Origin of the sequence: Streptomyces sp. NPDC001270 (assembly GCF_042896695.1) — a bacterium.
GTDB lineage: Bacteria > Actinomycetota > Actinomycetes > Streptomycetales > Streptomycetaceae > Streptomyces.
Map to the genome: position 1 here is coordinate 87,458 of NZ_JBIAXM010000026.1, position 21,773 is coordinate 109,230.

17 protein-coding genes are annotated in these 21,773 nt (G+C 74.2%); 6 read left to right on the top strand and 11 right to left on the bottom strand.

Annotated elements, in window-relative coordinates; genetic code table 11:
- Window positions 1-74: 74 nt before the first annotated feature.
- Window positions 75-608 carry a chloramphenicol phosphotransferase CPT gene (cpt, locus tag ACFY2B_RS33630; protein ID WP_390766854.1) on the top strand — a complete coding sequence of 178 codons (534 nt, stop codon included), beginning with the start codon at window positions 75-77 and terminating at the stop codon, window positions 606-608.
- Window positions 609-630: 22 nt separating this feature from the next.
- Here the strand turns inward: cpt and ACFY2B_RS33635 are convergent, their stop codons facing one another.
- A complete protein-coding gene (locus ACFY2B_RS33635; protein ID WP_390766855.1) occupies window positions 631-1,380 on the bottom strand; it encodes a glucose 1-dehydrogenase in 750 nt (249 codons plus the stop codon).
- Between the two features lie 193 nt (window positions 1,381-1,573).
- Here ACFY2B_RS33635 and ACFY2B_RS33640 point away from each other — a divergent pair, with 193 nt between their 5' ends.
- Complete coding sequence (locus ACFY2B_RS33640) at window positions 1,574-2,230, top strand: M15 family metallopeptidase (protein WP_390766856.1); 657 nt, start codon at window positions 1,574-1,576, stop codon at window positions 2,228-2,230.
- A 112-nt stretch (window positions 2,231-2,342) separates the two neighbouring features.
- On the opposite strand, the gene fxsT is transcribed toward ACFY2B_RS33640, so the two are convergent.
- The 5 genes from fxsT to ACFY2B_RS33665 all read right to left on the bottom strand — a co-directional run bounded on the left by fxsT (window position 2,343) and on the right by ACFY2B_RS33665 (window position 8,565).
- Entirely contained in the window at window positions 2,343-4,634 is a 2,292-nt protein-coding gene (fxsT, locus tag ACFY2B_RS33645) for an FxSxx-COOH system tetratricopeptide repeat protein (RefSeq protein WP_390766857.1), read from the bottom strand.
- Window positions 4,635-4,864: 230 nt separating this feature from the next.
- The gene (locus tag ACFY2B_RS33650) at window positions 4,865-5,770 is read right to left on the bottom strand and encodes a hypothetical protein (protein ID WP_390766858.1); all 906 of its coding nucleotides are present in this window, start codon (window positions 5,768-5,770) and stop codon (window positions 4,865-4,867) included.
- The gene (locus ACFY2B_RS33655) at window positions 5,767-6,009 is read right to left on the bottom strand and encodes a hypothetical protein (protein WP_390766859.1); all 243 of its coding nucleotides are present in this window, start codon (window positions 6,007-6,009) and stop codon (window positions 5,767-5,769) included. The genes ACFY2B_RS33650 and ACFY2B_RS33655 overlap by 4 nt, the downstream gene beginning before the upstream one ends.
- A 563-nt stretch (window positions 6,010-6,572) precedes the next feature.
- Window positions 6,573-7,667: a winged helix DNA-binding domain-containing protein gene (locus ACFY2B_RS33660; RefSeq protein ID WP_390766860.1), complete on the bottom strand. Its 1,095-nt coding sequence runs from the start codon at window positions 7,665-7,667 to the stop codon at window positions 6,573-6,575.
- A 319-nt stretch (window positions 7,668-7,986) separates the two neighbouring features.
- On the bottom strand, window positions 7,987-8,565 hold the full coding sequence (locus ACFY2B_RS33665) for a DinB family protein (protein ID WP_390766861.1): 579 nt from the start codon (window positions 8,563-8,565) through the stop codon (window positions 7,987-7,989).
- A 101-nt stretch (window positions 8,566-8,666) separates the two neighbouring features.
- On the opposite strand from ACFY2B_RS33665, the gene ACFY2B_RS33670 reads away from it, so the two are divergent.
- Window positions 8,667-9,695: a helix-turn-helix transcriptional regulator gene (locus ACFY2B_RS33670; RefSeq protein ID WP_390766862.1), complete on the top strand. Its 1,029-nt coding sequence runs from the start codon at window positions 8,667-8,669 to the stop codon at window positions 9,693-9,695.
- Window positions 9,696-9,850: 155 nt separating this feature from the next.
- Here ACFY2B_RS33670 and ACFY2B_RS33675 read toward each other — a convergent pair whose 3' ends face one another.
- The 4 genes from ACFY2B_RS33675 to ACFY2B_RS33690 form a co-directional block, all read right to left on the bottom strand.
- Window positions 9,851-10,429 (bottom strand): type 1 glutamine amidotransferase domain-containing protein, encoded by a 579-nt coding sequence (locus ACFY2B_RS33675; RefSeq protein WP_390766863.1) that lies wholly within the window; start codon window positions 10,427-10,429, stop codon window positions 9,851-9,853.
- A 243-nt stretch (window positions 10,430-10,672) separates the two neighbouring features.
- Entirely contained in the window at window positions 10,673-12,922 is a 2,250-nt protein-coding gene (locus ACFY2B_RS33680) for a WD40 repeat domain-containing protein (RefSeq protein WP_390766864.1), read from the bottom strand.
- A gap of 39 nt (window positions 12,923-12,961) precedes the next feature.
- The gene (locus ACFY2B_RS33685; RefSeq protein WP_390766865.1) at window positions 12,962-14,803 is read right to left on the bottom strand and encodes a PQQ-binding-like beta-propeller repeat protein; all 1,842 of its coding nucleotides are present in this window, start codon (window positions 14,801-14,803) and stop codon (window positions 12,962-12,964) included.
- Between the two features lie 287 nt (window positions 14,804-15,090).
- A complete protein-coding gene (locus ACFY2B_RS33690) occupies window positions 15,091-16,026 on the bottom strand; it encodes an NAD(P)H-binding protein (protein ID WP_390766866.1) in 936 nt (311 codons plus the stop codon).
- Window positions 16,027-16,400: 374 nt separating this feature from the next.
- Between ACFY2B_RS33690 and ACFY2B_RS33695 the strand changes: the two genes are divergently transcribed.
- The gene (locus tag ACFY2B_RS33695) at window positions 16,401-17,372 is read left to right on the top strand and encodes an alpha/beta hydrolase (protein ID WP_390766867.1); all 972 of its coding nucleotides are present in this window, start codon (window positions 16,401-16,403) and stop codon (window positions 17,370-17,372) included.
- A gap of 228 nt (window positions 17,373-17,600) precedes the next feature.
- Here ACFY2B_RS33695 and ACFY2B_RS33700 read toward each other — a convergent pair whose 3' ends face one another.
- A complete protein-coding gene (locus ACFY2B_RS33700) occupies window positions 17,601-19,118 on the bottom strand; it encodes an alpha/beta fold hydrolase (protein ID WP_390766868.1) in 1,518 nt (505 codons plus the stop codon).
- A gap of 99 nt (window positions 19,119-19,217) precedes the next feature.
- Here ACFY2B_RS33700 and ACFY2B_RS33705 point away from each other — a divergent pair, with 99 nt between their 5' ends.
- A complete protein-coding gene (locus ACFY2B_RS33705; protein ID WP_390766869.1) occupies window positions 19,218-20,219 on the top strand; it encodes a MerR family transcriptional regulator in 1,002 nt (333 codons plus the stop codon).
- Window positions 20,220-20,417: 198 nt separating this feature from the next.
- On the top strand, window positions 20,418-21,674 hold the full coding sequence (locus tag ACFY2B_RS33710) for an MFS transporter (protein ID WP_390766870.1): 1,257 nt from the start codon (window positions 20,418-20,420) through the stop codon (window positions 21,672-21,674).
- The last annotated feature ends 99 nt before the right edge of the window (window positions 21,675-21,773 follow it).

Sequence of the window (21,773 nt, forward strand, 5' to 3'; positions counted from 1 at the left end):
CGGCGTCCCCCGTTCCTGACGGCCTGGGTGGAAATCCGTTTCCGGCGGTGCCCGGACGCCTCTACGGTGGCGCGGTGACGACTCAGGTGATCATTCTCAACGGTGGTTCCAGCTCGGGGAAATCCGGAATCGTCCGGTGTCTGCAGGCGGTCCTGACGGGCCCATGGCTGGCCCTCGGGACGGACACCCTGGTCGACGCGATGCCGGCGGCCATGCAGGCGTCCGACAGCGGAATCGGGTTCGCCCCGGACGGAGAGGTGAGCGTCGGGCCGGAGTTCCGCGCCCTGGAAGCGGCGTGGATCGAGGGGGTCGCCGCGATGGCCCGTGCGGGCGCGCGGGTCGTCGTCGACGAGGTCTTCCTCGGCGGCGCCGACTCCCAGCGGCGCTGGCAGCAGGCCCTGGGAGAGCTGCGGGTGCTGTGGGTCGGCGTCCGGTGCGACGGCGGGGTCGCCGCGGGGCGCGAGGTCGCACGCGGCGACCGGATCATCGGGATGGCCCTGTCCCAGGCGGAACCGGTCCACCAGGGCGTGGTCTACGACCTTGAGGTGGACACCACGCACACCGAGTCGATGGAGTGCGCACGGACCATCGCCGCGCACGTGGGGTGACCGGCGGACGAGGCTGCGGTGTTCAGACCTGGGCGAGGCCGCCGTCGACGAAGAGTTCGGCCCCTGTCGTGAACGAGCTTTCGTCGGAGGCGAGGAACACGGCTGCCGCCGCGACCTCTTCGGCGCGTCCGATCCGGCCGAGGGGGATCCTCGGCAGGAAGGCGTCAGCGATGTCCGGTTCGCCCTCCACCGGGGACCCTGCCTCGCGGAGACCGGGGGTCTCGATCGGGCCGGGGCTGATGGCATTGACCCGGATGCCGCGGCCCGCCAGCTCGGCGGCCCAGGTGCGGGCGAGATTGCGGTCGGCGGCCTTGGTGGCGCTGTAGACGCCCATGCCCTCAAGCCCCATCGAGGCGTTGGTGGAGGCCAGGACGATCACCGACGCGCCGTCGGCCAGCAGGGGCAGTGCCTTCTGGACGGTGAAGAGCGCCCCCTTCACATTCACTCCGAAGGTCCTGTCGTACTGCTCCTCGGTGATCTCGCCCAGCCGGGCGGTTTCGGCGGAGCCGGCATTGGCCACGACGACGTCCAGCCGCCCGCTGTGTTCCCTGATCATCCCGAAGAGGTGATCCAGATCGTCGAGATGCGACACATCGCTCTGGACTCCGACGGCCCGTTCACCGACGGCCTCGACGGCCGCGTCCAGTTCGATCTTGCGCCGACCGGTCAGATAGACGGTGGCTCCCTCGGCGGCGAACCGACGGGCGATGGCCAGCCCGATACCGGTCGACCCGCCGGTCACCAGGGTCACTTTCTCATCGAGTTGTCCCATGATGCCCACTTCCTTGCGGTAATCAAGTTCATTACATCTGGGATCTCCTGTTTACTGTGCAGCACCAGCACCCAAAGCGGTATTCCGGGTCGATATCCCCCTTCGGCTCGACGGCCTCGCCACCCGCCGACCAGGGCGGCAGGAAATCCCGGAAACCGATCGGACACCCCCGCGGTCGGGCGATGATCACACCATGACCGAGATCATTCTGATGTCCGACCCGAAGGTCGCGGCCATGCCCGTCCAGGAGTGCGGTGAGCGACTCGTGGACGTACGCCGCCACGGCGCGCTGCTGGTCGACGAACGGACATGGCACGACGCCGCCGGCGCGTTCGCCCAACTACGCCAAGGAGTACTGGACCGACTCGCAAAAGCCGAGGCGGCCCTGCCCGAAGGAACACGGCTGCTGTTCGTGGAGGGGTATCGTCCCCCGTTCCTTCAGCGCCGCTACTTCGACGAATACGCGGCCCGGTTGCGGGCCGATCATCCCGAATGGGCCGACGACCGGATTCGTACAGCGGCGAGCCGCTACGTCTCACCGCCCGAGATCGCGCCGCACAGCGCGGGCGCGGCCGTCGATGTGACGCTCGCCGATGACGACGGCCGGGAACTCGACCTGGGCACCCGCCTGAACGCCACTCCTGAGGAAAGTGCCGGCGCCTGCTACACACAGGCCGGCAACATCAGCCGAGAGGCGCGGATCCACCGGGAGATCCTGGGCACCGCGCTGTCCGCCGCCGGTCTCGTCAACTACCCCACCGAGTGGTGGCATTGGTCCTACGGCGACCGCTACTGGGCCCTGAAGACGGGTTCTCCGGCCGCTCATTACGGGCCGCGGGAACTGGGCTGACCTCGGACCGCCAGGGACCAGCACCCCGGTTTCGCCGCTCAGCCGCTGCCGAACCGTCCAGGCCGCCACCCTCGCAGCCCCGCGCGTCAACCCGTGTGCCGGGGGCGTGGGATCAGGCGGGTTCTGCCGTCTGTCCCGGCGTACTGCGTGGTCGCCCCCGCGCCGAGTCGAGGTTCGTGCGTGATCTGGCCGTGTCGGGGTGGTCGGTGCCCAGGATCCGGGTGCGGTCCGCCAGCACACCGGCGAAGAGTTCCACCGCGCGGTCCGTCTCGCCGGACGATTCGTAGGCCGCGGCCAGATTGCTGCGGGAGACGAGGGTGTCCGGATGGTCCGGTCCGAGGATGCGTTCCCGGGCGCCGAGCGTACGCAGACAGAGCGCGACCGCGCGTTCCGCGTCGCCGGCGGCACGGTAGGCGCCGGCCAGGACGTTCTGTGCCCACAGGGTGCTGGGGTGGTCGTCGCCCAGGGACGCACGACACTGGTCCAGGGTCCGTTCGCACAGCTCCACCGCCCGCCTGAACTGCTGGTCCGCGCGGCAGGCGGAGGCGAGGTTGTGCCAGGCTCGGAGGGTTTCGGGATGGTCCTCGCCCAGCGAGCGGCGGCAGCGTTCCAGCGTGCGCTCGCACAGCGGGAACGCGTGGTCCAGGTCGCCCAGCACCCGGTAGGCGTCCGCGAGGTCGTTGCGCGCGCTCAGCGTCACCTGGTGGTCCTCGCCCAGTACGCGCTCGCGCGCGTCGAGTGCCGCCTGGTACGCCAGGATCGCCTGGCGCGCGTTGCCTGCCACCCGGTAGGCGTGTGCGAGCACGCTCCAGGCGCTGTACGTCTCGATGTGCTCGTCGCCGAGCGCCCGCAGGCAGCGGTCGAGCGTCTCCAGGGCCTGCGCCACGGCCTGCTCCGTGTCGCCCGTCTCCTGGTGCGCGCCGGCCAGTTCGTACCGGGTCCGCAGGGTCTCCGGATGGTCCTCGCCCAGCAGTCGGCGTTTCGCCGCGAGCACGCGGGCGAGCCGTTCGACGGCGCGCCCCGCGGCTCCCTGGCCGAGCAGGAACCGCCCGGCCATGCCGAACAGCCACGCCGACCACACCGTGTCCGTCTCCGGCGGGGCGTGCTCGGCCAACGCGTCGATGTGCGGGAGCAACTCCCGCCAGGCCGGCCAGCAGGCCGGGTCGGCCCACGCCTGCGGCACGGCCCGCACCAGATGTCCCACGGCGATCTGCCTGGCTTCCTCGATCGCCGCGGCGTCGCGATGCGGATCCCGGGGGTCGGCGGTCCGGGCGACGGCCTGCACCAGGCGGTGCACGGACACCGTCCGGGCCGCCGCGTCGAGGCCGACCATGCTGTGCGCGGCGAGCCGGCCGCGGGCGCGCCGCACGGCGGGCGGCGGGCCGAGAGCGTCCAGCAGGGAGAACGGCACGCCGTCGGGGGCGTACCAGGCGAGCACGCGCAGCATCGTGCCGGCGTGCGCGTCGTCGGCGATCCGGTCCAGCGTCACGCGCCAGATGCGGGCCACGGTCCTGCTGCTGTCACCGCCCTCGCCCGAGTCGTCGTACATCTCGGCGGGGTACCCGGCCAGCAGGTCGAGGTACTCGGCCGGGGTCGTGCCGGTCTCCACGCAGTAGGCGGCGGCCTGTTCGACGGCGAGCGGCAGGTGTCCGAGTTCCTCGCAGAGGGCGGCGGCGCCGTCGGGAGTCCCGCCGGAGTCGCCCCGCCGGGTGGCGATACGGGTGAACAGGGCGACGGCGTCGGCGGGTTCGAGGACGTCGAGGGCCAGGGGCTCGGCGACGCCGTGCCATCCGGTGGCGCGGCGGCTGGTGATGACGAAACGCCCTGAGGAGGTGCGGTCCAGCAGCCAGATGACGTCCGCTGGGTCGGACACGCTGTCGAGCACCACCAGCCAGCCGTCGTGCGAGGCCAGCCACTGCACCGCGCGCTCGCACAGGGCCTCCTGCGACAGGAAACCCGCGAGACCCGGTTGCAGCGCGGTGGCGAGGGAGGCGAGGCCCGCGTCCACGTCGGCCCGGGTCTCGGCGCCTATCCACCAGACCGGGTTGAACCGATCGGCCCGCCGGTTCGCCCAGTGTGCGGCCAGCGCTGATTTGCCGATGCCGCCCAGGCCGTGGAGCGCCCGGATGACAACGCCTCGCTCGCGCTCCATCGCCCGGTCCAGCAGGGCGAGTTCGTCGTGACGGCCCACGAAGCCCAGCCGGGCCGGCACGTTGCCGAGGTGGGGCGGGGAGGGGGCCGCGATGGCGGGATCGAGGGGCAGCACCACCTGCTGGTCGACGTGGACGGCAACGGAGTTGTCGCCGGTGACGGCCATCCCGACGTCGCCCGACGCGGCGACCGAACGAAGCCCGGAGGACTCGGCAGCCGCATGACTCCCCGATGCTTCCGCCGCCCCGCTCATACGTCACATGATGACCTCCAGTACGCCCCCGCGTCACCCGTCCCGTGGCTCGGCGCGGTGCGGCACCGTTCGGCACGGCTCCGCGGCCCGACGCCGGACGCCGAACCGGCGTCGCGCCCGTCTGCGGCACACCGGCCTACGCCGCACACCGTCACGTCCGCAGTCGCGGCCGGCCGCCGGACGCACTCCCCTCCGCCACCGCCCGCCTCGGCCGCGGCGTCCGCCGCGGGTCAGCGACGGCTCTTTGCCGTCTGCTGGACGTCGTTGCACAGGTCGAAGATCGCATCGGCCAGATCCGGCAGGTCGGTCAGGTCGATGTTCCTGGGGTTGGCGGCGTAGCCGATCAGGCCCAGGAGGCGGTGCACGATGTCGGCCTCCTGCTGCTGGCGCTGCCAGTGCGCGTCGTGGAGACCGTCGTCGACCAGCGGAGGCGGCGTGTTGCGGAAGCGTGCGTCCTCGTCGACACATTCGCGCAGCGCCTTGGGCCACACCAGCGGCTGCCGGCGCGGCGCCTTCTCGGGTGCCGCCTCGCCGTGGCGGATGGCGTGCATGATCCGCGCCTCGTGCGAGCCGTCCACCCGTTGCTGAAGATCCTCGATGGCGGCGAGTTGGGCGGCCACCCGGCGGATCCGGACAGCGTGGTTGAGGGCCCACTGGCGTTCGGCACGGCGGCTGCGCCGGCCACGGGCGTACTCCACCCGCTCGCTCTGCGTGGGGGGCACCGTGCCGTCGGGACGGGTGTAGGAACGTCCGAGTTGCAGATGGCGCCGTTCCGCCGCCTGACGCCCGCTCAGTTCCTGCCACTCCGCGATGCGCGCCCAGGTGATCCGCTTCGTACGCGCCAGCGTGGTGAGTTTCAGTTCGTCGTGGTCGAGTTTCTCGCGGAGCATGCGGATGCCGAGCAGGGCCGCCAGGATCTCCGGCTCCGTGGCGTCGGGCTGCAACTCGCCCTCGGCCCGCTGGCAGACCCGGTCGTAGTTGCGGGCGATGTCCATCAGCCGGCCCGGCGAGTCACCGTCGGGACGTGGGAGGCGTCGGACGCCCGGCGTCTTCTCGGTGAGCACGGCCCAGGCCCGCGCCCTGTTGCGCTGTTTTCGTTCGTCCATCGGGCCTTCCGCGTTGTCCGTCGTCTTCATGACGACACCTTGCGTCGTCCGGCGGACGACGTTGCGGACTCATGAACCGACGTCGGCACGGTGTCGTCGGCGCCGGGCACGGGCGGCTCGGCGGACTCGGCGGTCGGCTGCGCCCGACGGCGCCCGGGGTTCCTGCGCCGCCAGGCCGCCCGCGCGGCGCCGGCGGCGAGCATCGTGAGCGCGAACAGCACCGACGCCATGTACTGAGCGCCGAGTTCATGGATGAAGGATGTGGACATCGTGTGGTCGGCGCACGTCGGGCGTGCGCGCGATGCCTCCCTACGAGGGTCGCTGGTGCACAGGCAGGTTCCGCCCCGAACGCGTCGCGCGGGGATGCCGGGAACGCGCCCCGAGCGGAACAGCCTGCGACGGCGCCGCTACGGCGCGTCTGTGACGGAAGTCTGCCGGGCGTACGTCCCCCGCATATGCACTCCCGACCGACCCGCCATATTCGCCACCCCCCGCCACCCCTCACCCAACGGATGAAAGGCGACAAAACGGTGCAGGAATTTCGTGAAGGAGTGTCGTCGCCCTGATGCGCCGCTCCCCATACCGTCACTTGCGGATGCGCTCGATGCGCCCAACTGCCCCGCGAACCGGCCCGGTTAGGGGGAGACGGGGTCGGCCCCGGCTGTCCGGTGGGGTGCCCGACGCCCGGCCGGAGGCGGGACGCGCGTGACGGCCGGGCACCCGGACCTGCCCACCGGCTTGTTGGCGGAGCTGCTCCGGGCCGCGTCGCCCCAGGGGCCGGACCGGCCGCGTCTTCGCCCGCTCCCACGAGTCCGACACCGGGCAGGGGTCTTCAGGGCCCGGCGATCCGGACCCGGTCGCTCTCGCCGTCGGAGAGGAACGCCGCCAGTTCCCGGCCCTGTTCGGCGACGGCGGTACGGTCGGTGCGGGACAGGCCGTGCAGCGGGGTGACGGTGACGGTGCCGGCACTGACGTTCCAGGTCGCGGCGACCCGGCCGTCGACCAGCACCACGCGCTCCCCCGCGACCGAGAGACCGCGATGGGCGTCGTCGACGATCCGGCTGCGGTCGTGGTAGCCGAGGATGGCGTTGTCGAAGGCGGGCAGGAACCGGACGGGGGCCGGCGTGCCGGGGTCGGGGCGGGGCGCGTCGGGCAGGTCGAACAGCTCGCGGCCACGTTCGTCGCGGAAGGTGATCAGTTCCCCGCGGACCGCGGCGACGGCGGCCGGCAGGCCGGCCAGCCCGCACCAGGCGCGCAGATCGGCCGAGGCCGCGGGGCCGAAGGCCGCCAGATAGCGCCGTACCAGCGTCTGGCCGACCGGGTCGGAGCCGTCTTCGGCTGCCGGATCGGGCTCGCGGCCCAGCCAGGAGGAGAGCAGGACGTTGCGCACCCCTGCCTTGGCCCGCCACAGTCCGCGCGGCGGCAGCTGCGCCACCGGGACGAGAGCGGCCACCAGCATCTCGCCCAGGGCCCGTGGCGCCGGTCCCGGCCAGCGCTCGGCGAGCGTCCGCACCAGCTCGGCCGTCGAACGGGGCCGGCCGTCGGCCATCACCGCCCGGCCCGCGGCGGCGAGTTCGTCGAGGTCCACCCCGGTGAACTCGCGGCGGTAGGTCCCGAGCACCCGCTGGCGCAGCATCGTCTCGTGACGGGACCGCCAGGCCAGGGCGTCGGCGGCGGTGAGCAGGTGGACGGTGCGCCGCATGAGGTGGATCCGCACCGTGCTCGGCCGGGTCAGCAGGTCGCTGAGGCGGGCGGGGTCGAACGCGCGCAGCCGCGACCAGAGCCCGACGAACGGTTCCTGAGGCTCCTGGGCCTGCAGCCCGCACAGGTGCGCCACGGCGTCGTGGACGGGCAGGTCGGCTCGTTCGAGGAGCAGTTGCCGGGCGAGGGTGGCCCGGTTGAGCGCACGGGAGTCGAGGACGGTCATCGGTTCACCGCGGCCCGTTCGGCGGCCGACCGCCTTCCCGCTCGCGGGGCGTCCGGCGGGGCCGGCAGGTGCCCCGGGCTCCGGTCGCGGTCCGCGCTGCCGGCCTGTCCGGGCATCGCGGGACCCGGGCAGTGGGCGCCGGACCGGACGGCGGCCCGTCCCGGTTCGCGGCTTCTTTCGCGCATTCTCACGGTGACGCTGGTCCTTTTCTCACGGTGACGCTGTTCCCTTCGCTGCCGCGCGAGGCTGCCGCACGAGGGGGTGCGGCGATGCCGCCCGGACCGGGCCGCGACGGCGGCCCGGCCGGGCGGGGCCGGTGTCAGGTCGCCTTCTGTCCGTCGAGCGTCTCGCGCAGGATGTCCGCGTGCCCGGCGTGCTGCGTGGTCTCGGCGATGACGTGCAGCAGAACCCGGCGCACGCTCCACGCCCGCCCCGACTCGTTCCAGGGTGCCTCCGGCAGCGGGTGCGTCGCCGAGAGGTCGGGGACGGCGGCGATGACCTCGTCACTGTGCACGGCGACGCGCTCGTAGCGTTCGACGACGCCGGCGAGCGTCTCTCCGGGCAGCATCCGGAACTCGTCCTGGCGGTCGATCAGCCACTTCGGGATCTCCCGGGCGGTACCGGAAACAATGTCCGCCCAGGTGACGCCGTCGGGCAGCTCGAAGCTCAGCGCCGACGGGCCCTCCAGGACGAAGCGCAGCCAGCCTTCCTCGACGGACGTGGCGTGTTTGATCAGCCCGCCCAGACACAGTTCGCTGACCGTCGGGCGTTCGCCGGCCTGTGCGTCGGTGAGCCCGTGCGTCGTCCTGGTCAGGGCGGCACGCGCCTCGGCGAGTTCGGCGAGCAGATCGGCCCGTTCGCCGTCGAGCGTCGCGGGGGTCGTGGTCGTGGCCTTCACGGTGATCGGGTCCTTCTGTTCGTTCTCGTTGGTCCGACGCCGACCACGATTGCAGGGGTAGCGGTCAGGGTGTGGCCGCTACCCGGGGCAGTATGGGTGCCATGCCGAAAACCTCAGCGCGCCTGCTGTCCCTGCTCTCGCTGCTGCAGGCCCGCCGGGACTGGCCGGGGCGCCTGCTGGCCGAGCGGCTGGACGTCAGTGCGCGCACCGTGCGCCGCGACGTCGACCGGCTGCGGGAACTGGGCTATCCGATCGTGGCCGTCAAAGGTCCCGACGGGGGGTACCGGCTGGGTGCGGGCACCCAGTTGCCGCCGCTGCTGTTCGACGACGACCAGGCCGTCGCCCTCGCCGTCGCGCTGCGGGCCGCCGCCACCACCGGCGCGGGCATCGAGGAGGCCGCGGCACGGGCGCTGACCACCGTCCGGCAGGTCATGCCGGCCCGGTTGCGTCATCGCGTCGACGCCCTTGAGGTGACCGCCGTCGAGCGTGCGGGAGCCCGGCCGAATCCGCAGGCCGATCCCCAGGTGCTGGTGGCGCTCGGCACCGCGGTACGGACCCGCGAGGTGCTGCGCTTCGACTACTCCCCCGTCACCCAGCCGACGGGCGCCGACGCGGGGCCCGGCGCGGCGCCGCCGCGCCGGGTGGAGCCGCACCATCTCGTCACCTGGGGCGGGCGCTGGTACCTGGTCGCGTGGGACCTCGACCGGGACGACTGGCGTACCTTCCGGGTCGACCGGATCGCCCCGCGCACCCCCACGGGACCCCGCTTCAGCCCGCGCGAACTGCCCGGCGGGGACGTGACCGCCTACGTGACTGCGAAGTTCCAGGGCTCCGGCGACGCCGGTCACCTGCCGTGCCGGGGCGAGGTGATACTCGACCTGCCCGCCTCCACGGTGTCCGCGTACGCCCATGACGGGGTCGTCGAGGAACTCGGCCCCGGCCGTTGCCGGCTGCTCCTCGGCGCCTGGTCGTGGCCCTCACTGGCCGCCGCCCTCGGCAAGTTCGACGCCGGTCTCCAGATCGTCGGACCGCCCGAACTGCGCGACGCCTTCGCGCTGCTGGCCCGCCGCTACGCCGACGCCGCGGCCCGGATGCCCGCCGAGCCCACCGCCCCGCCACCGGACCGGTGACCGCGGCCGGACCGGAACGGCGACACGGGCCCGGACGGCCCTGGGCGGCCGTGCCGGACGAGGACGCCGACGCCCGGGTCCGGCGGGACACCGCGCCCCTGGACATGCGATCGCGCGGTGTCGCGGCAGTGCGCGTGCCGGGCCGGCGGGCACGGTCAGCGTTCCACCGTCGGGTCCCAGGCCGGCCGGGTGGCCTTGGCCAGTTCGTCGATGACCGTGTTGCAGAAGGCGGGCAGGTCCCCGGGGGAGCGGCTGGAGATGAGCTGCCCGTCCACGACGACCTCCTCGTCGACGACCTGCGCGCCGGCGTTGCGCAGGTCGGTGCGGATGCTCGGCCAGGAGGTGAGACGCCTGCCGCGCAGCACGTCCGCCTCGACCAGGGTCCAGGGGCCGTGGCAGATCGTGGCGACCGGTTTGCCGCTCTCCATGAACTCCTTGACGAACGCGACCGCGTCGGGGTCCATGCGCAGTTGGTCCGGATTCATGGTGCCGCCGGGGAGAACGAGCGCGTCGTAGTCGGCGACGGCGGCGTCGGCGACCTTCCGGTCGACCGTGAACGTACCGGCGGGGTCGATGTCCATCTGACGCGCGCTGATCTCGCCGTCGTGCAGGGAGATCAGTTCGGTCTCGGCCCCGACGCCGTGCAGTGCACCGCGGGGCTGTTCGAGTTCTACGCGTTCGACCCCGTCGGTGGCGAGAATGGCGACCTTGTGGCCGCGGAGTTCGTCGGTCATGTTCGGCTCCTTGCAGAACGGCATGGCGGTCCGCGAAGGGCGCCCCGCCGCCACCGCTGTCGATCGCGGCAAGGACCCCGACGCGCCGACGACCGCCCGGCACCCGTCTCGGGCACCCTTCACCGCGGCCTCGGGCCCGGCTCTGTGCGGGGTATCCCGCTTCGCTCGAAACATGCGCGAACTGCGGCAGAAAACTGCCGGACCCCCTCGTGGGCCGCCTGACCTGTCCGGGGCCCGGACAGGTCAGGCGGGAGCGGCCGGGTCCGCCGCGGGGGCCGGCTGCCCGCCAGGAGTGAGCAGGGCGAGTTCGTCGCCGAAGCCCACCAGGAGATCCCCGTCGGGGAACGGGGCGAGGGAGCGCACGTCGTACGGGAAGGGCATCGGCGGGCCGGTCTCGCACAGGGCGGCCAGGTCCCAGGTGCGTACGGTGCCCTCGCCGGCGCTGACGGCCAGGGGGCGCCCGGCACGGGTGGTGACCGTGAGCGCGGTGACATGGCGGCGGTGGCCGCGCAGGGCACCGCCGAGCGGGCGGCCGGTGGCGAGGTCCCACACGTGGAGCGCCGGGTCGAAGGAGGCGCGGGTGACGGCGACGGGGCGGCCGTCGACCACCGTCGTCACGACGCCGTCCACGCCGCGCCGGTGGCCGGACAGGGGCGGGCCGAGCGGACGGCGGTCCACCAGGTCCCAGCGGCGTACGGTGCGGTCGCTGTGGCCGGTGACCAGAACCGCGCGCCCGTCGACCAAGGCGCCGGTGACCGCCTGCACCGGCCCGGCCGCCGTGAGCGGCGGACCGTCGGCCTCCCCCGAGGCCAGGTCCCAGATCCGTACGGTCCCGTCCCGTCCGCCCACCAGGACCCGGACCCCGTCCGCCGCCCGGGACGTCCCGAGCGCCCTCGGCCAGGCCGCGGGGCACACCAGCGGCGCGGCGGACTCCCGGCCCGTCGCCGGGTCGCTGATCCGGACGAGCCCGTCCTCGCCCAGGCTGAGGACCAGGGCACGACCGGCCACGACCGTGGTGATCACGGCGTGCACCGTGCCGTCGTGCCGGGTCAGCGTGCGGGCGGTCCGCGGACCGGCGGCGACGTCCCAGACCCGGACGGTCCCGTCGAGCATGCCGCCGACGGCCAGCCGGCGTCCGCCCGGGACGGCCGTGGCGAGTGCCGTCAGCGTCCCGTCGTGGTCGGCCGGCGCGTCCCCGTCCCGGCGGCGCGCGGTCCGCTCCCAGCTGCGGACCAGGCCGTCGAAGGCCCGTGCCACGAGGACCGGCCGTCCGGCGTCGGCCGTCACTGCCACCTGCTCCACCGGCTGGTGGTGGCCGGTGAACGGGTCGCCGAGTTGCCGTCCGGTGGCCGGATCCCACACCCGGACGGTGCGGTCGCGGCCACCGGTGACCACCTGGATGCCCCCGGCGGTCCGCGCCGCCGCCACCGCGTCGACCCAGCCGCCGTGCCCGGCCAGGGCCACACCGTACGGCCGGCCCGTGGTCAGGTCCCACACCCGCGCGGTGCCGTCCTGGCCGGCGGTGACGGCGACTGCGCGCCCGTCGTCCGCGGTCACCGTGGCCACCGCGGTGACGGGGGCGGTGTGCCCGGCGAGCGGGGCGCCGAGCGGCCGGGCGGTCAGCAGATCACGGACCAGCACCTCGCAGTCGTCCCGGCCCGCGGTGACGGCGATCGGCCGGCCCCGCACCACGGCGGTCGCCACTGAGACCACCCAGCCGGTGTGACCGCCCACCGCCTCGGCCCGTTCCCGGCCGGTGGCCAGGTCCCAGGACCGCACCAGGCCGTCCCAGCCGCCGGTGACCACGACCGTACGGCCGTCCACGTCGGCGCTCGCCGCCGCGACGATCCGGCCCCGGCCGACCACCAGGGGCTCACCGGTCCGCTCGCCGGTGCGCGGGTCCCAGGCCCGCACGGTGTCGCCGTGGCGGCCGGCGTCGGGCAGCCCGTCGGGGCCGTGCCGTTCGTGACCGGTGAGGACGAGCGGGGTGCCGGCCGCGTCGAGCACCGTCACCACCCGGGCACGGGAACCGGCGGCGAACCCGGCCATCCGCTCACCGCTCAGGACATCCTCGACCCGGACGCCGCCGTGCCCGTCGGTGTCGACGGCCACGACGCGTCCGTCGAGTTCGCCGAGCACCGGGTGGAGGCCGTCGCGGTCGCGCACACTCAGCAGCCGCTCGTCCGCCTCCCGGCCGGTGGCCCAGGCGACCCGCCACGGTTCCGGCCGCCGCGGCGGGCCGCCCCCCGTCGCGAGGTCCGCGAAGGCGATGGCCAGGTCGGGCAGGCCGAAGCGGGCCGCCTCCAGGGCGAGCAGCCGGGCCCGTGCGCCGGACTCCGCGTGCCGCAGCAGGTGCATCGAGGAGCGGTAGACCGCCGCGATCCGCCGCTCCCTCGCGGTCGCGCCGACGGCGGGCAGCGCGCGCAGCACCTCGTCCGGTGGCGCGCCGGCCAGGAACACCGCATCCGCCCAAGAGGTTTCGGGCACCGTCACCCGTGTCTCCCCTTCCTCAGTGGATCTGTCGAGTGACCGTCAGAGCGGCAGGCGCCGGTGACCGCGACGGGGGCCGCGGCCCGTGTCGGCGTCCAGTGCCAGTAGGGTGCCCTTGCCGGTGCCGACGTAGACGATGCCGTCGGCGAACGCCGGGCTCGTTCCGCTGTCGTCCAGCGCGTGCCGCCACCGGACCGCGCCGTCGGCCAGCGCCACCTTGAGCAGCCGCCGCCCCGCCTTGGCGGTGACGAGCCAGGCCGAACGGCCGCTGATCGTGACCGACGACGCGCCGTAACCGCTGGGCAGCTGCCACACCGGGCGGCCGGAGTCGGCCCGGCAGGCGTAGGCGCCGCCGTGGCTGTCGCCGACGAGGACCAGGCCGCCGGAGACGGCCGGGGTGGCATCGATCACCCCGGCCGCCCGACTGCCCCAGCGGTGCTCGCCGGTGGCCGCGTCGTAGGCGTGGAGTTCGGCCCGTCCGGTGCCGACGTACAGCGTGCCGTCGACGACGCTCGGGGTGCAGCACGTCAGCTGGGTGTCGCGGCCGGCGTGGTGCCACAGCCGCTGTCCGCTTCGCGCGTCGAAGGCACTCAACGCCCCCGTCGCGCCGTGCACATGGACCCGTCCGTCGGCCACCGCGGGGCCGGACGCCGATCCGTCGGGCAGCGGTGATTCCCAGCGCGGCTCGCCCGTCGCGGCGTCCAGCGCCCGCAGCCCGCTCGCGTCGCGCAGCGCACGGGCCGGGTTGTGGACGACGTACACCAGGCCGCCGTCGGGCACCGGCGCGGCCGAACGCCCGACCGTCCGCTGCCAGCGTTCCTGCCCGTCGTCCACGCCGATGGCGTGCAGGACGCCGTCGGCCCCTACGACGAACACCTGCCCGCCCGCGACGGCCGGGCTGCCGGTGAGCCGGCTGCGGGCCGCGAACCGCCAGCGCGGCTCGCCGGTGATCGCGTCCAGTGCGTAGCAGTCGCCGTCGGTGCAGTTGACCAGGACGGTGCCGGCGCTGACGACGGGCTCGGCGCTGACGGGCCCGCCCAGGGCGACGCTCCATGCCTCGAAGCCGGCCGGCGGCCGGCCGTCGGGGAAGACTCCGGTGTGTGCCGCGTCGCCGCGGTACATGGTGGCGGGCGCTGTGGTGGCGGGCGCGGCGGCGGTGGGCGCTGTGGCGGGTGTGTCCTCGGACGGCGGCACGGCGGGCCGGCGAACAGCCGGTGCCGGGGTGCCGGCGTGGGCCTCGTCCTCCGGGCGCGGATCGACGAGGTCCGCCAGCCGGACCAGTGACCGCAGTTCCTCCAGCAGGGCCGCGTCGTCGTGGGTGAGCGGATCCGTTTCGGGCGGCCGCACATGGCACAGGTGCTCGCCGTCCACCCGCCACGCAAGCCAGGCCCGGTCGTCCGCGAACTCCCGTACGGCGGGTGTCAGCAGCCGTTCGGCGGCCGCCGGGTCCGCGGTCTCCACGACGTGGACCTGGTCGTAGGCCGGGTCGCCGATCTCGTGGAGGTGGCGGTCGGGTCGGTCGCGGACCACTTGTTTCAGCAACGGGACCATGGTGTCGACGGCCAGCCCGTGCTTGGAGACGGCGGTCAGCGGCAGCGCCACGGACAGTTCCACCAGGAGCACGGTCTGCACGCCGTACCGCGGCTGCCGCGACCAGCCGCGCGCGGGCGCGCTGTTCACACAGTCGAAGACGGTGACCTTGCGCCCCTCCAGCGGCCCGCTGACCGCGAACCTGGCCGCCCACTCGCCCGTGGCCGCGCCGATGACCGCGTCCCGCCGGCGTTCCAGCAGCGCGGGCTGCTCGTCGTCGTACGTCCAGCCCTGCCGCTGCGCCCACTGCCGTCTGCTCTCGGCCTGTCGGCGCAAGTCCGTCCGCCCCGCCATACCCACCCCTGTCCGCCCCGTGAACCCTGCCTCGTCGGCATGCCGCTGTGTATGCGGAATGCCACTGTGTATCACGAGGGATGTTCATGTTCCGGTTCCCGGGTCCGGTCTCCTGCACGGTGGGGCAGGGTCCGGTCCTGGGCGGGGTCGCTCAACACCGCTTCGTCCAGGACCGGCTCAACACCCCTTCGTTCAGGACCGGTTGACGATCCGGCGGCAGACGGGTCCAGGACGGCCGTTCCGGCGCGGCGGCGCGCTGTGGCTGTCCGTTCCGGCGCGGCGGCGCGCTACGGCTGTCCGTCCCGGTCGGCGGGACCGGCCCCCAGGTAGAAGTCCTTGCGCGCGGCCACGAACTCCTCGACGGTCTCGGCGGGTACGCCCGTGACGCGTGCGACGTCGTCGGAGGCCCGGTCGTAGCGGTTCTCCCGGTGCAGCCGGGCCATGGTGGCGATGTGCTGCTCGGTGTGCGGCGGCAGGCCCGCCTCGGCCAGCACCTGTGCCCGCCACCGGTCGAGCGGCACGTCCACGTAGGAGACCGGACGGCCCAGCGCCCGGGAGAACTCCTCCGCCATCTGCGTCATGTCGAGGGTGCGCGGCCCGGTCAGCTCGTAGACGTGCCCGACGTGCGGGGCCGGGTCACGCAGTACGGTGGCGACCACCCGCGCCACGTCGTCCGTCGCGATCGGTGAGGTGCGGCCGGTGCCGAAGGGCAGCTCGATCGTGCCGCGCTCCCGGATCGAGCGTGCCGCGAGCGTCGTGAACAGCGGATTGTCGAGGAACGCCGTCGGCCTGATATGCACCACCGGCAGTCCCGACCAGTTCAGCACCTGTTCCGCCAGCCAGTGCAGCCGCTGCTGGTCCGACTCGCCGGTGCTGGTCGCGGTCATCTGGGACACCGTCATCTGCGACATGTCGACCAGGCAGTCCAGGCGGCCGTATTCACGCGCGACGGTGGCCACCACGGTCGCCGCGAGGAGGTGGTCCGGCGACACGGGCATCGCGAAGTACATCCGCGCGGCGCCGTCCAGCGCCGGCGCTACCGTCTCGGGCCGGGTCAGATCGCCGACGACCACCTCCGCGCCGAGCGCGCGCAGCGGCGTCGCGCGGTCGTCGTCGTGGCGGACCAGCACGCGTACCGGCACGTCGAGCGCGCGGAGCTGTTCGAGTGCTCTGCGGCCCACGTCACCGGCGTGGGCGATGAGAACGAGACTGTCCGCAGCCATCGGCCGGTCTCCTTCCGGCCCCGGGGGCTTCCGGCCGGGGCGCCGAGCGGTGGTGGGGGCTCCGTTCCCAATCTAGGACGCCGGTCCGGGACGGGCAGGTCGGCCGCGGTGTCCTCGCGGGACGCAGCACCCCGCCCGGGCCGGTGACGTCGGCGAAGTCCGGCCGTCGCACCGGCCGGGAAGCCGCCGGGGCGCCTCACCCGGATGGCGGACGCCCCTCCCGGGACAGCCGGGGCGCGGGCGGCCACCCGGTTGCCGCCTCCGGCGGCTGCGCCTTGAGTGGAGCCAGCGCGCTCGGGGCGACAGGCCCAGCAGGCACGCGTACCAGCAGCAGGCATACGTACCAGCCGGGACCGGCCCGAACCGGAGGCATCATGTCCGACATCCGCCCGCCCATCACTCCGTACCTCGAACCCGCCGCGCGCGCTCTGGCCGAGGCCACCGACCCGCACCCCCGTCTCTACGAGGTGCCGCCGGAGAAGGGACGGGACCTCCTCCAGGGGCTGCAGAGCGGCGAGGGCGTCAGGCGTCCGGAGGTCGACGAGGAGTGGGTGACCGTCGACGCGGGCAGGTGGGGACGGGTACGCACCCGGATCATCCGGCCCAGGGAGGCCACCGGCCCGCTGCCCGTGGTCTTCTTCGTCCATGGCGCCGGCTGGGTGTTCGGCGACGACCAGACGCACGACCGCCTCTTCCGGGAACTCACCGTCGGGGCCGGGGCGGCGGGCGTCTTCCCCGTCTACGACCGCGCCCCCGAGGCGAAGTACCCCACCCAGGTCGAGCAGAACTACGCGGTCGGCCAGTGGCTCGCCAAGCACGGGTCCGAACACAGCCTCGACGCGGACCGGGTGGCGGTGGCCGGCGACTCCGTCGGAGGCTGCATGTCGGCGGTCTTCACGCTGATGAACAAGGAGCGCGGCGGCCTCGACATCAAGGCGCAGGTCCTGCTCTACCCGGTCACCGACGCCGATTTCGACACCCCGTCCTACCGGCAGTTCGCGGAGGGCTACTACCTCACGCGCGACGGCATGATCTGGTTCTGGGACCAGTACTCCGCGCCCGGCCAGCGGACCGAGCCGCACGCGGCGCCGCTCCGGGCCGGGCTCGACCAGCTCAGGGGCCTGCCCACCACCCTCGTCATCACCGACGAGGCGGACGTCCTGCGGGACGAGGGCGAGAAGTTCGCGAGCCGGCTGCGCGAGGCGGGCGTGGACGTCACAGCGGTCCGGGTGGGCGGCATGGTCCACGACTTCATGATGCTGGACAGTCTGCGGGACACCCATGCCGCGCGGGTGACCCGCCACCTGGCCGTGCGCACCCTCCGCGAGGCCCTGCACGGCAGTTGACGGGGCGGAGGGCGGCCGACGAGCGGCCGGGCAGCCGGGCGCGCAGCGCGCGTCGGCACCCGGCCACGCCGACGGGACGAACCCACGGCCCCGGCCGGTCCTCGGGACGGAACGGCGGGCCCTCCGAAGGACGGAGGGAACGGCGGCCCCTCCCGAGGACGGAGGTGACGGCGGCCCTCCCCAGGGCGAAGGAGGCAGCGGCCTGGGCCCGCGCAAGAGACTGCGGGCTCAGGCCGTCAGCCGGTCCAGCACCGAGCGCATCGCCCGGCGGACGGCCTCGCGTGACTCCTCGGTCACGTCGACGGTCTCGAAACCGTGCCGGCCGTGCGGCACGTCGACGACCTCGACGTCCGCGCCGTGGCGCCCGCCCGCGGTCAGGAACTCCTCGACGGTGGCGGCGATCTCGGGCGCCTCCCGGCCCGCCCGGACGAGCACGACGGGCGGCGCGCCCGCGTGCGCCACCGCGTCCGCCGGCCGGAACCGGCGGCCGGTCAGTCCCCAGTTCGGCAGCGGCGCCAGGACCGGATAGCAGGCCGCCAGACAGCGCAGCCATGCCGGGGGCGTGCGCAGCCAGTCCGCCATGAGCAGTCCGCCGCCGGAGAAGAACCACAGCGCGACCCGGTCCGCGGCCACCCGCGGATCGGCCCGTACCCGCTCCACCGCGGCGGCCACGTCCGCGGCGGCGCGCTCGTAGTCGGCGACGTCGTGCAGCCGGTGGTCGAGGGTCACACCCACCGCGCCTTGCCCCGCGGCGTAGCGGGCGTAGCCGACGAGGACCGGCCAGTCCCTGGGCGTGGGCCGGGCCCCGGCGGGCAGCGGGCCGCCGTGCACGAAGACCACCGCCGGCCGTGGACCGGGAGCGTTGGGCAGGTACAGGTCGACGTTCTGCGAGCGCTCACGCGGGAGTTCGGGCACCTCCAGCAGGAACGGCCGCAGATGCGCGGGCTGTTGTGCGGCGTGGGCGGGCGTCAGCCGGTGCCCCTCGCCCGCCGCGGCCCGGAGCAGCACGTCGGCCAGCTCGGCGGGGCGGGACAGCATCGGCCAGTGTCCCGTGGCCAGTTCGAAGAAGGTCACCCGGGGGTCCGCGAGCGCGGCCAGGGCGGGGTCACCGAAGTCCACCAGTCTCTGGACCAGTTCGATGCCGGCGCCGTTCCCGGTGCACAGCACCCCGGTGGTGGGCACCGCGGCCGCCGCGCCGGTCAGCCGCAGCGGCTGAAGCAGGGTGCCCGGCGGCTGCGGCACGGCTCGGGCGGTGAGCCGTGCCAGCGCGGCGTCGGGGATCCCGGCGGTGCTGCCCCAGCGCTGCCACTCGGCGGGGGACGCGGGCGCCGGCACCGCGTCGGCCTCGTCCGCCGTGCCGCCGGCCAGCCGCGCCCGCAGTTCCCGGTCGGGTACCGCGGCCAGGGCCGGAACGCCGTCCTGCGGCGGCGCCGCGTCCACGCACACGATCCGGGCGACGCGCTCCGCTCGCAGGTCGGCGGCGCCCAGCGCCGGATGGACGCCGTAGTCGTGGCCGACCAGCACGATCTCCTGGCCGGCCGCGGGGTCCACCGCGTCGATCGCAGCGACCACGTCCGCGACATGTGTGTCCAGGCCGACACGGGAGCCCGCCCCGCCGCCCGCGGTCTGCGGCCCGGTGAGGGTGAGCGGGTGCGCCTCGGCGCCCGCCGCGGCCAGTCGCGCGGCTGTCTCCGCCCACACATGTGCGCCGGTGAACACACCTGGCACCAGGATGAATACGGTCATGGACCTCTCCTCGGCATGCGATCGTCACGGACCGGCCCCTTAGCCGGGCCCGCGCTCGCCGGTACCTTAGGAACTCCCCCGGAGGGAGATTCAACTGTCATGTCGTACGACGGCCTGTGGAGCATCGGCGAACTGGCCGGGCACGCGGGCGTCACCGTCAAGACCGTCCGCTTCTATTCCGACCGCGGCCTGCTGCCGGAGACCGCCCGCAGCGCCGGCGGGCACCGCCGTTACGGCCCGGGCGCGCTGGAGCGGCTGCGGCTGATCCGCGCCCTGCGCACCCTCGATCTGCCGCTCCCCCAGATCCGCCGCATCCTCGACGAGGAGTGCGCGCGCAACGGTACGGATGAGGTGGACGGGATCGGCGGGACGCACGGGGCCGGTGGGGGAGACGGCGGGGGCGGCGCGCTGGAGAGCGCTGTCGCCGGGCGGCTGCGCGACCTCGGCTCCCAGCTCACGGCCCTGCGCTGGCGGGAGGCGGCGCTGCGGCTGGTGCAGGAGTCGCCGCCCGGGCTGCGGGCCGAGCGGCTGCGGCTGGTCGGCGCGCTGGCCGTGCCGCCGAGCACGGCCCCCATGGTGCGGTTCTGGCGTGCCTGGCTGCCGCCGCGGATGCCGGCCCCGTCGGTCTCGGCATTCCTGGACGTGGCCGTCCCGCCGCCGCCCGAGGACCCCGCGCCGGAGCAGGTCCTCGCCTTCGCCCGGCTGAACGCCCTGACGACAGGTCCCTGCACCGGCACCGGGCCGTTCCGGCCCGACGCGCACACGTCCGCGAGCGTCGGCGCGCTGGCCGGGCTCTACGCCGGACTCGCCGAGGCGTACGAGCTGGCGGGCGCGCAGCTGCGCCGGGGCCGGCCGCCGCGTCCCGGCGAGGCACTGGACGGTTTCGTGGCCGCGTACACGGGTCCCTACGGCCGCCGGGACACCCCTGACTTCCGTCGGCTGCTGGCGGGCCGGCTCGCGGCCGATCCGAGGATCGACCGGTACTGGGAACTGACGGCCGTGGTGCTCACCCCGCCGGGCCACCGGCCGGAGCCGACTCCCGGGTCCGCGCACGACTGGCTGCTCGCGGCGCTGACCGCGCAGAACGCGACGCGGCTCTGACTCCCGCCGCCCCACCCCGGGCGCCCCTCGGCGGGCGTCCGGCGGCACCCGCGCACGGCAATCTCCGAACGAGATGACTGTCATCCAAATTCATCGCCGTGGACAGGGAAGCAAAGAGCACCGCCACGCGCTGGCGAAGCTGTGGGCATCAACGAAGCTGCTCGCCCCCAGACCCCGGCTCGCCCCGAGGAAGGCATTGTGTCCACTCCACCCGATCTGAGCACTCTCCGTCGCCCGCCCACCGGCACTCCGGGCACCCCCGGCGCTCCCGCCGCCTCCGGCGTGCCCGGCTGGCTGGTCGCCCTGCTCGCCGTCTCGACCGGCATGACCGTCGCCAACCTCTACTACGCCCAGCCCCTGCTCTCGTCGCTGCGCGGCGTGTTCGGCGTCAGTACGGACACCGCGGGCCTGCTGATCACCCTCACCCAGATCGGCTATGTCATCGGCATGCTGTTCCTGGTCCCGCTCGGCGACCGGCTGGAGAAGCGCAACCTGATCACCGTGCTGCTCGTGGTGACCACCGCCGCCCTCGTGGCCGCGGGCCTCGCGACCGGCTTCCCCATGCTGCTGGTCGCCTCGCTGGTCAGCGGCGCCACGTCCGTCGTCGCCCAGATCCTGGTCCCGTTCGCCGCGAGCATGGCCCCCGACCACATGCGCGGCCGGGTCGTGGGCCGGGTGATGAGCGGTCTGCTCACCGGCATCCTGCTCTCCCGGACGCTGAGCAGCCTGGTCTCCGGTGTGGCCGGCTGGCGCGTCGTCTACCTCGGTTCCGCGGTCCTGATGGCGGTACTGGCGGTGGCGCTGCGCGTGGCGCTGCCCCCGCAGGCGCCGACCATCTCCGTGCCCTACCGTCAGGTGCTGCGCTCCACCGCCTCCCTGGTGCGCGCCCACCCCGCGCTGCGGCGCCGCGGCCTGTACCAGGCGGCGATGTTCGGTGCGTTCAGCGCCTTCTGGACCACTGTGTCCTTCGTCCTCACCAGTGCGCCCTTCGACTACTCCGACGTCGGCGTCGGCATCTTCGCGCTGGTCGGCGCGGCCGGCGCGGGCATAGCCCCGCTCGCGGGGCGCTGGGCGGACCGCGGGCTGGCCCGGCCGCTGACCGGCGGCGCGTTCCTCCTCGCCGCGGGGGCCTTCGCCATCGCGGGGTTCGGACAGCACAGCATCTGGTTCATCGCCCTGGCGGCCGTGCTCCTGGACATGGCCGTGCAGAGCACGATGATCCTCGGCCAGCACACCATCTACCAGCTCGACCCGCACGCCCGGGCCCGCCTCAACTCGGTCTTCATCGCCACCTTCTTCCTCGGTGGCGCCCTCGGGTCCCAGCTCGGCTCGATCGCCTACCACGCCGACGGATGGGGCGTGGTGAGCGCGTTCGGCGCGGCGCTGCCGCTCCTGGCGCTCCTGTACTGGTTCACCGAACGCCGCGCCGCCAAGCGGTCGCCGCAGCCCGCGTGAGGCGTCCGGGGCCGCGGCAGCCGGCGCCCGCCGCGGCTCCGGACGGCAGCCGGTACCCGGCTCGCCGGCGGACCCGGTGCCACGGCACGGCGGACCCGG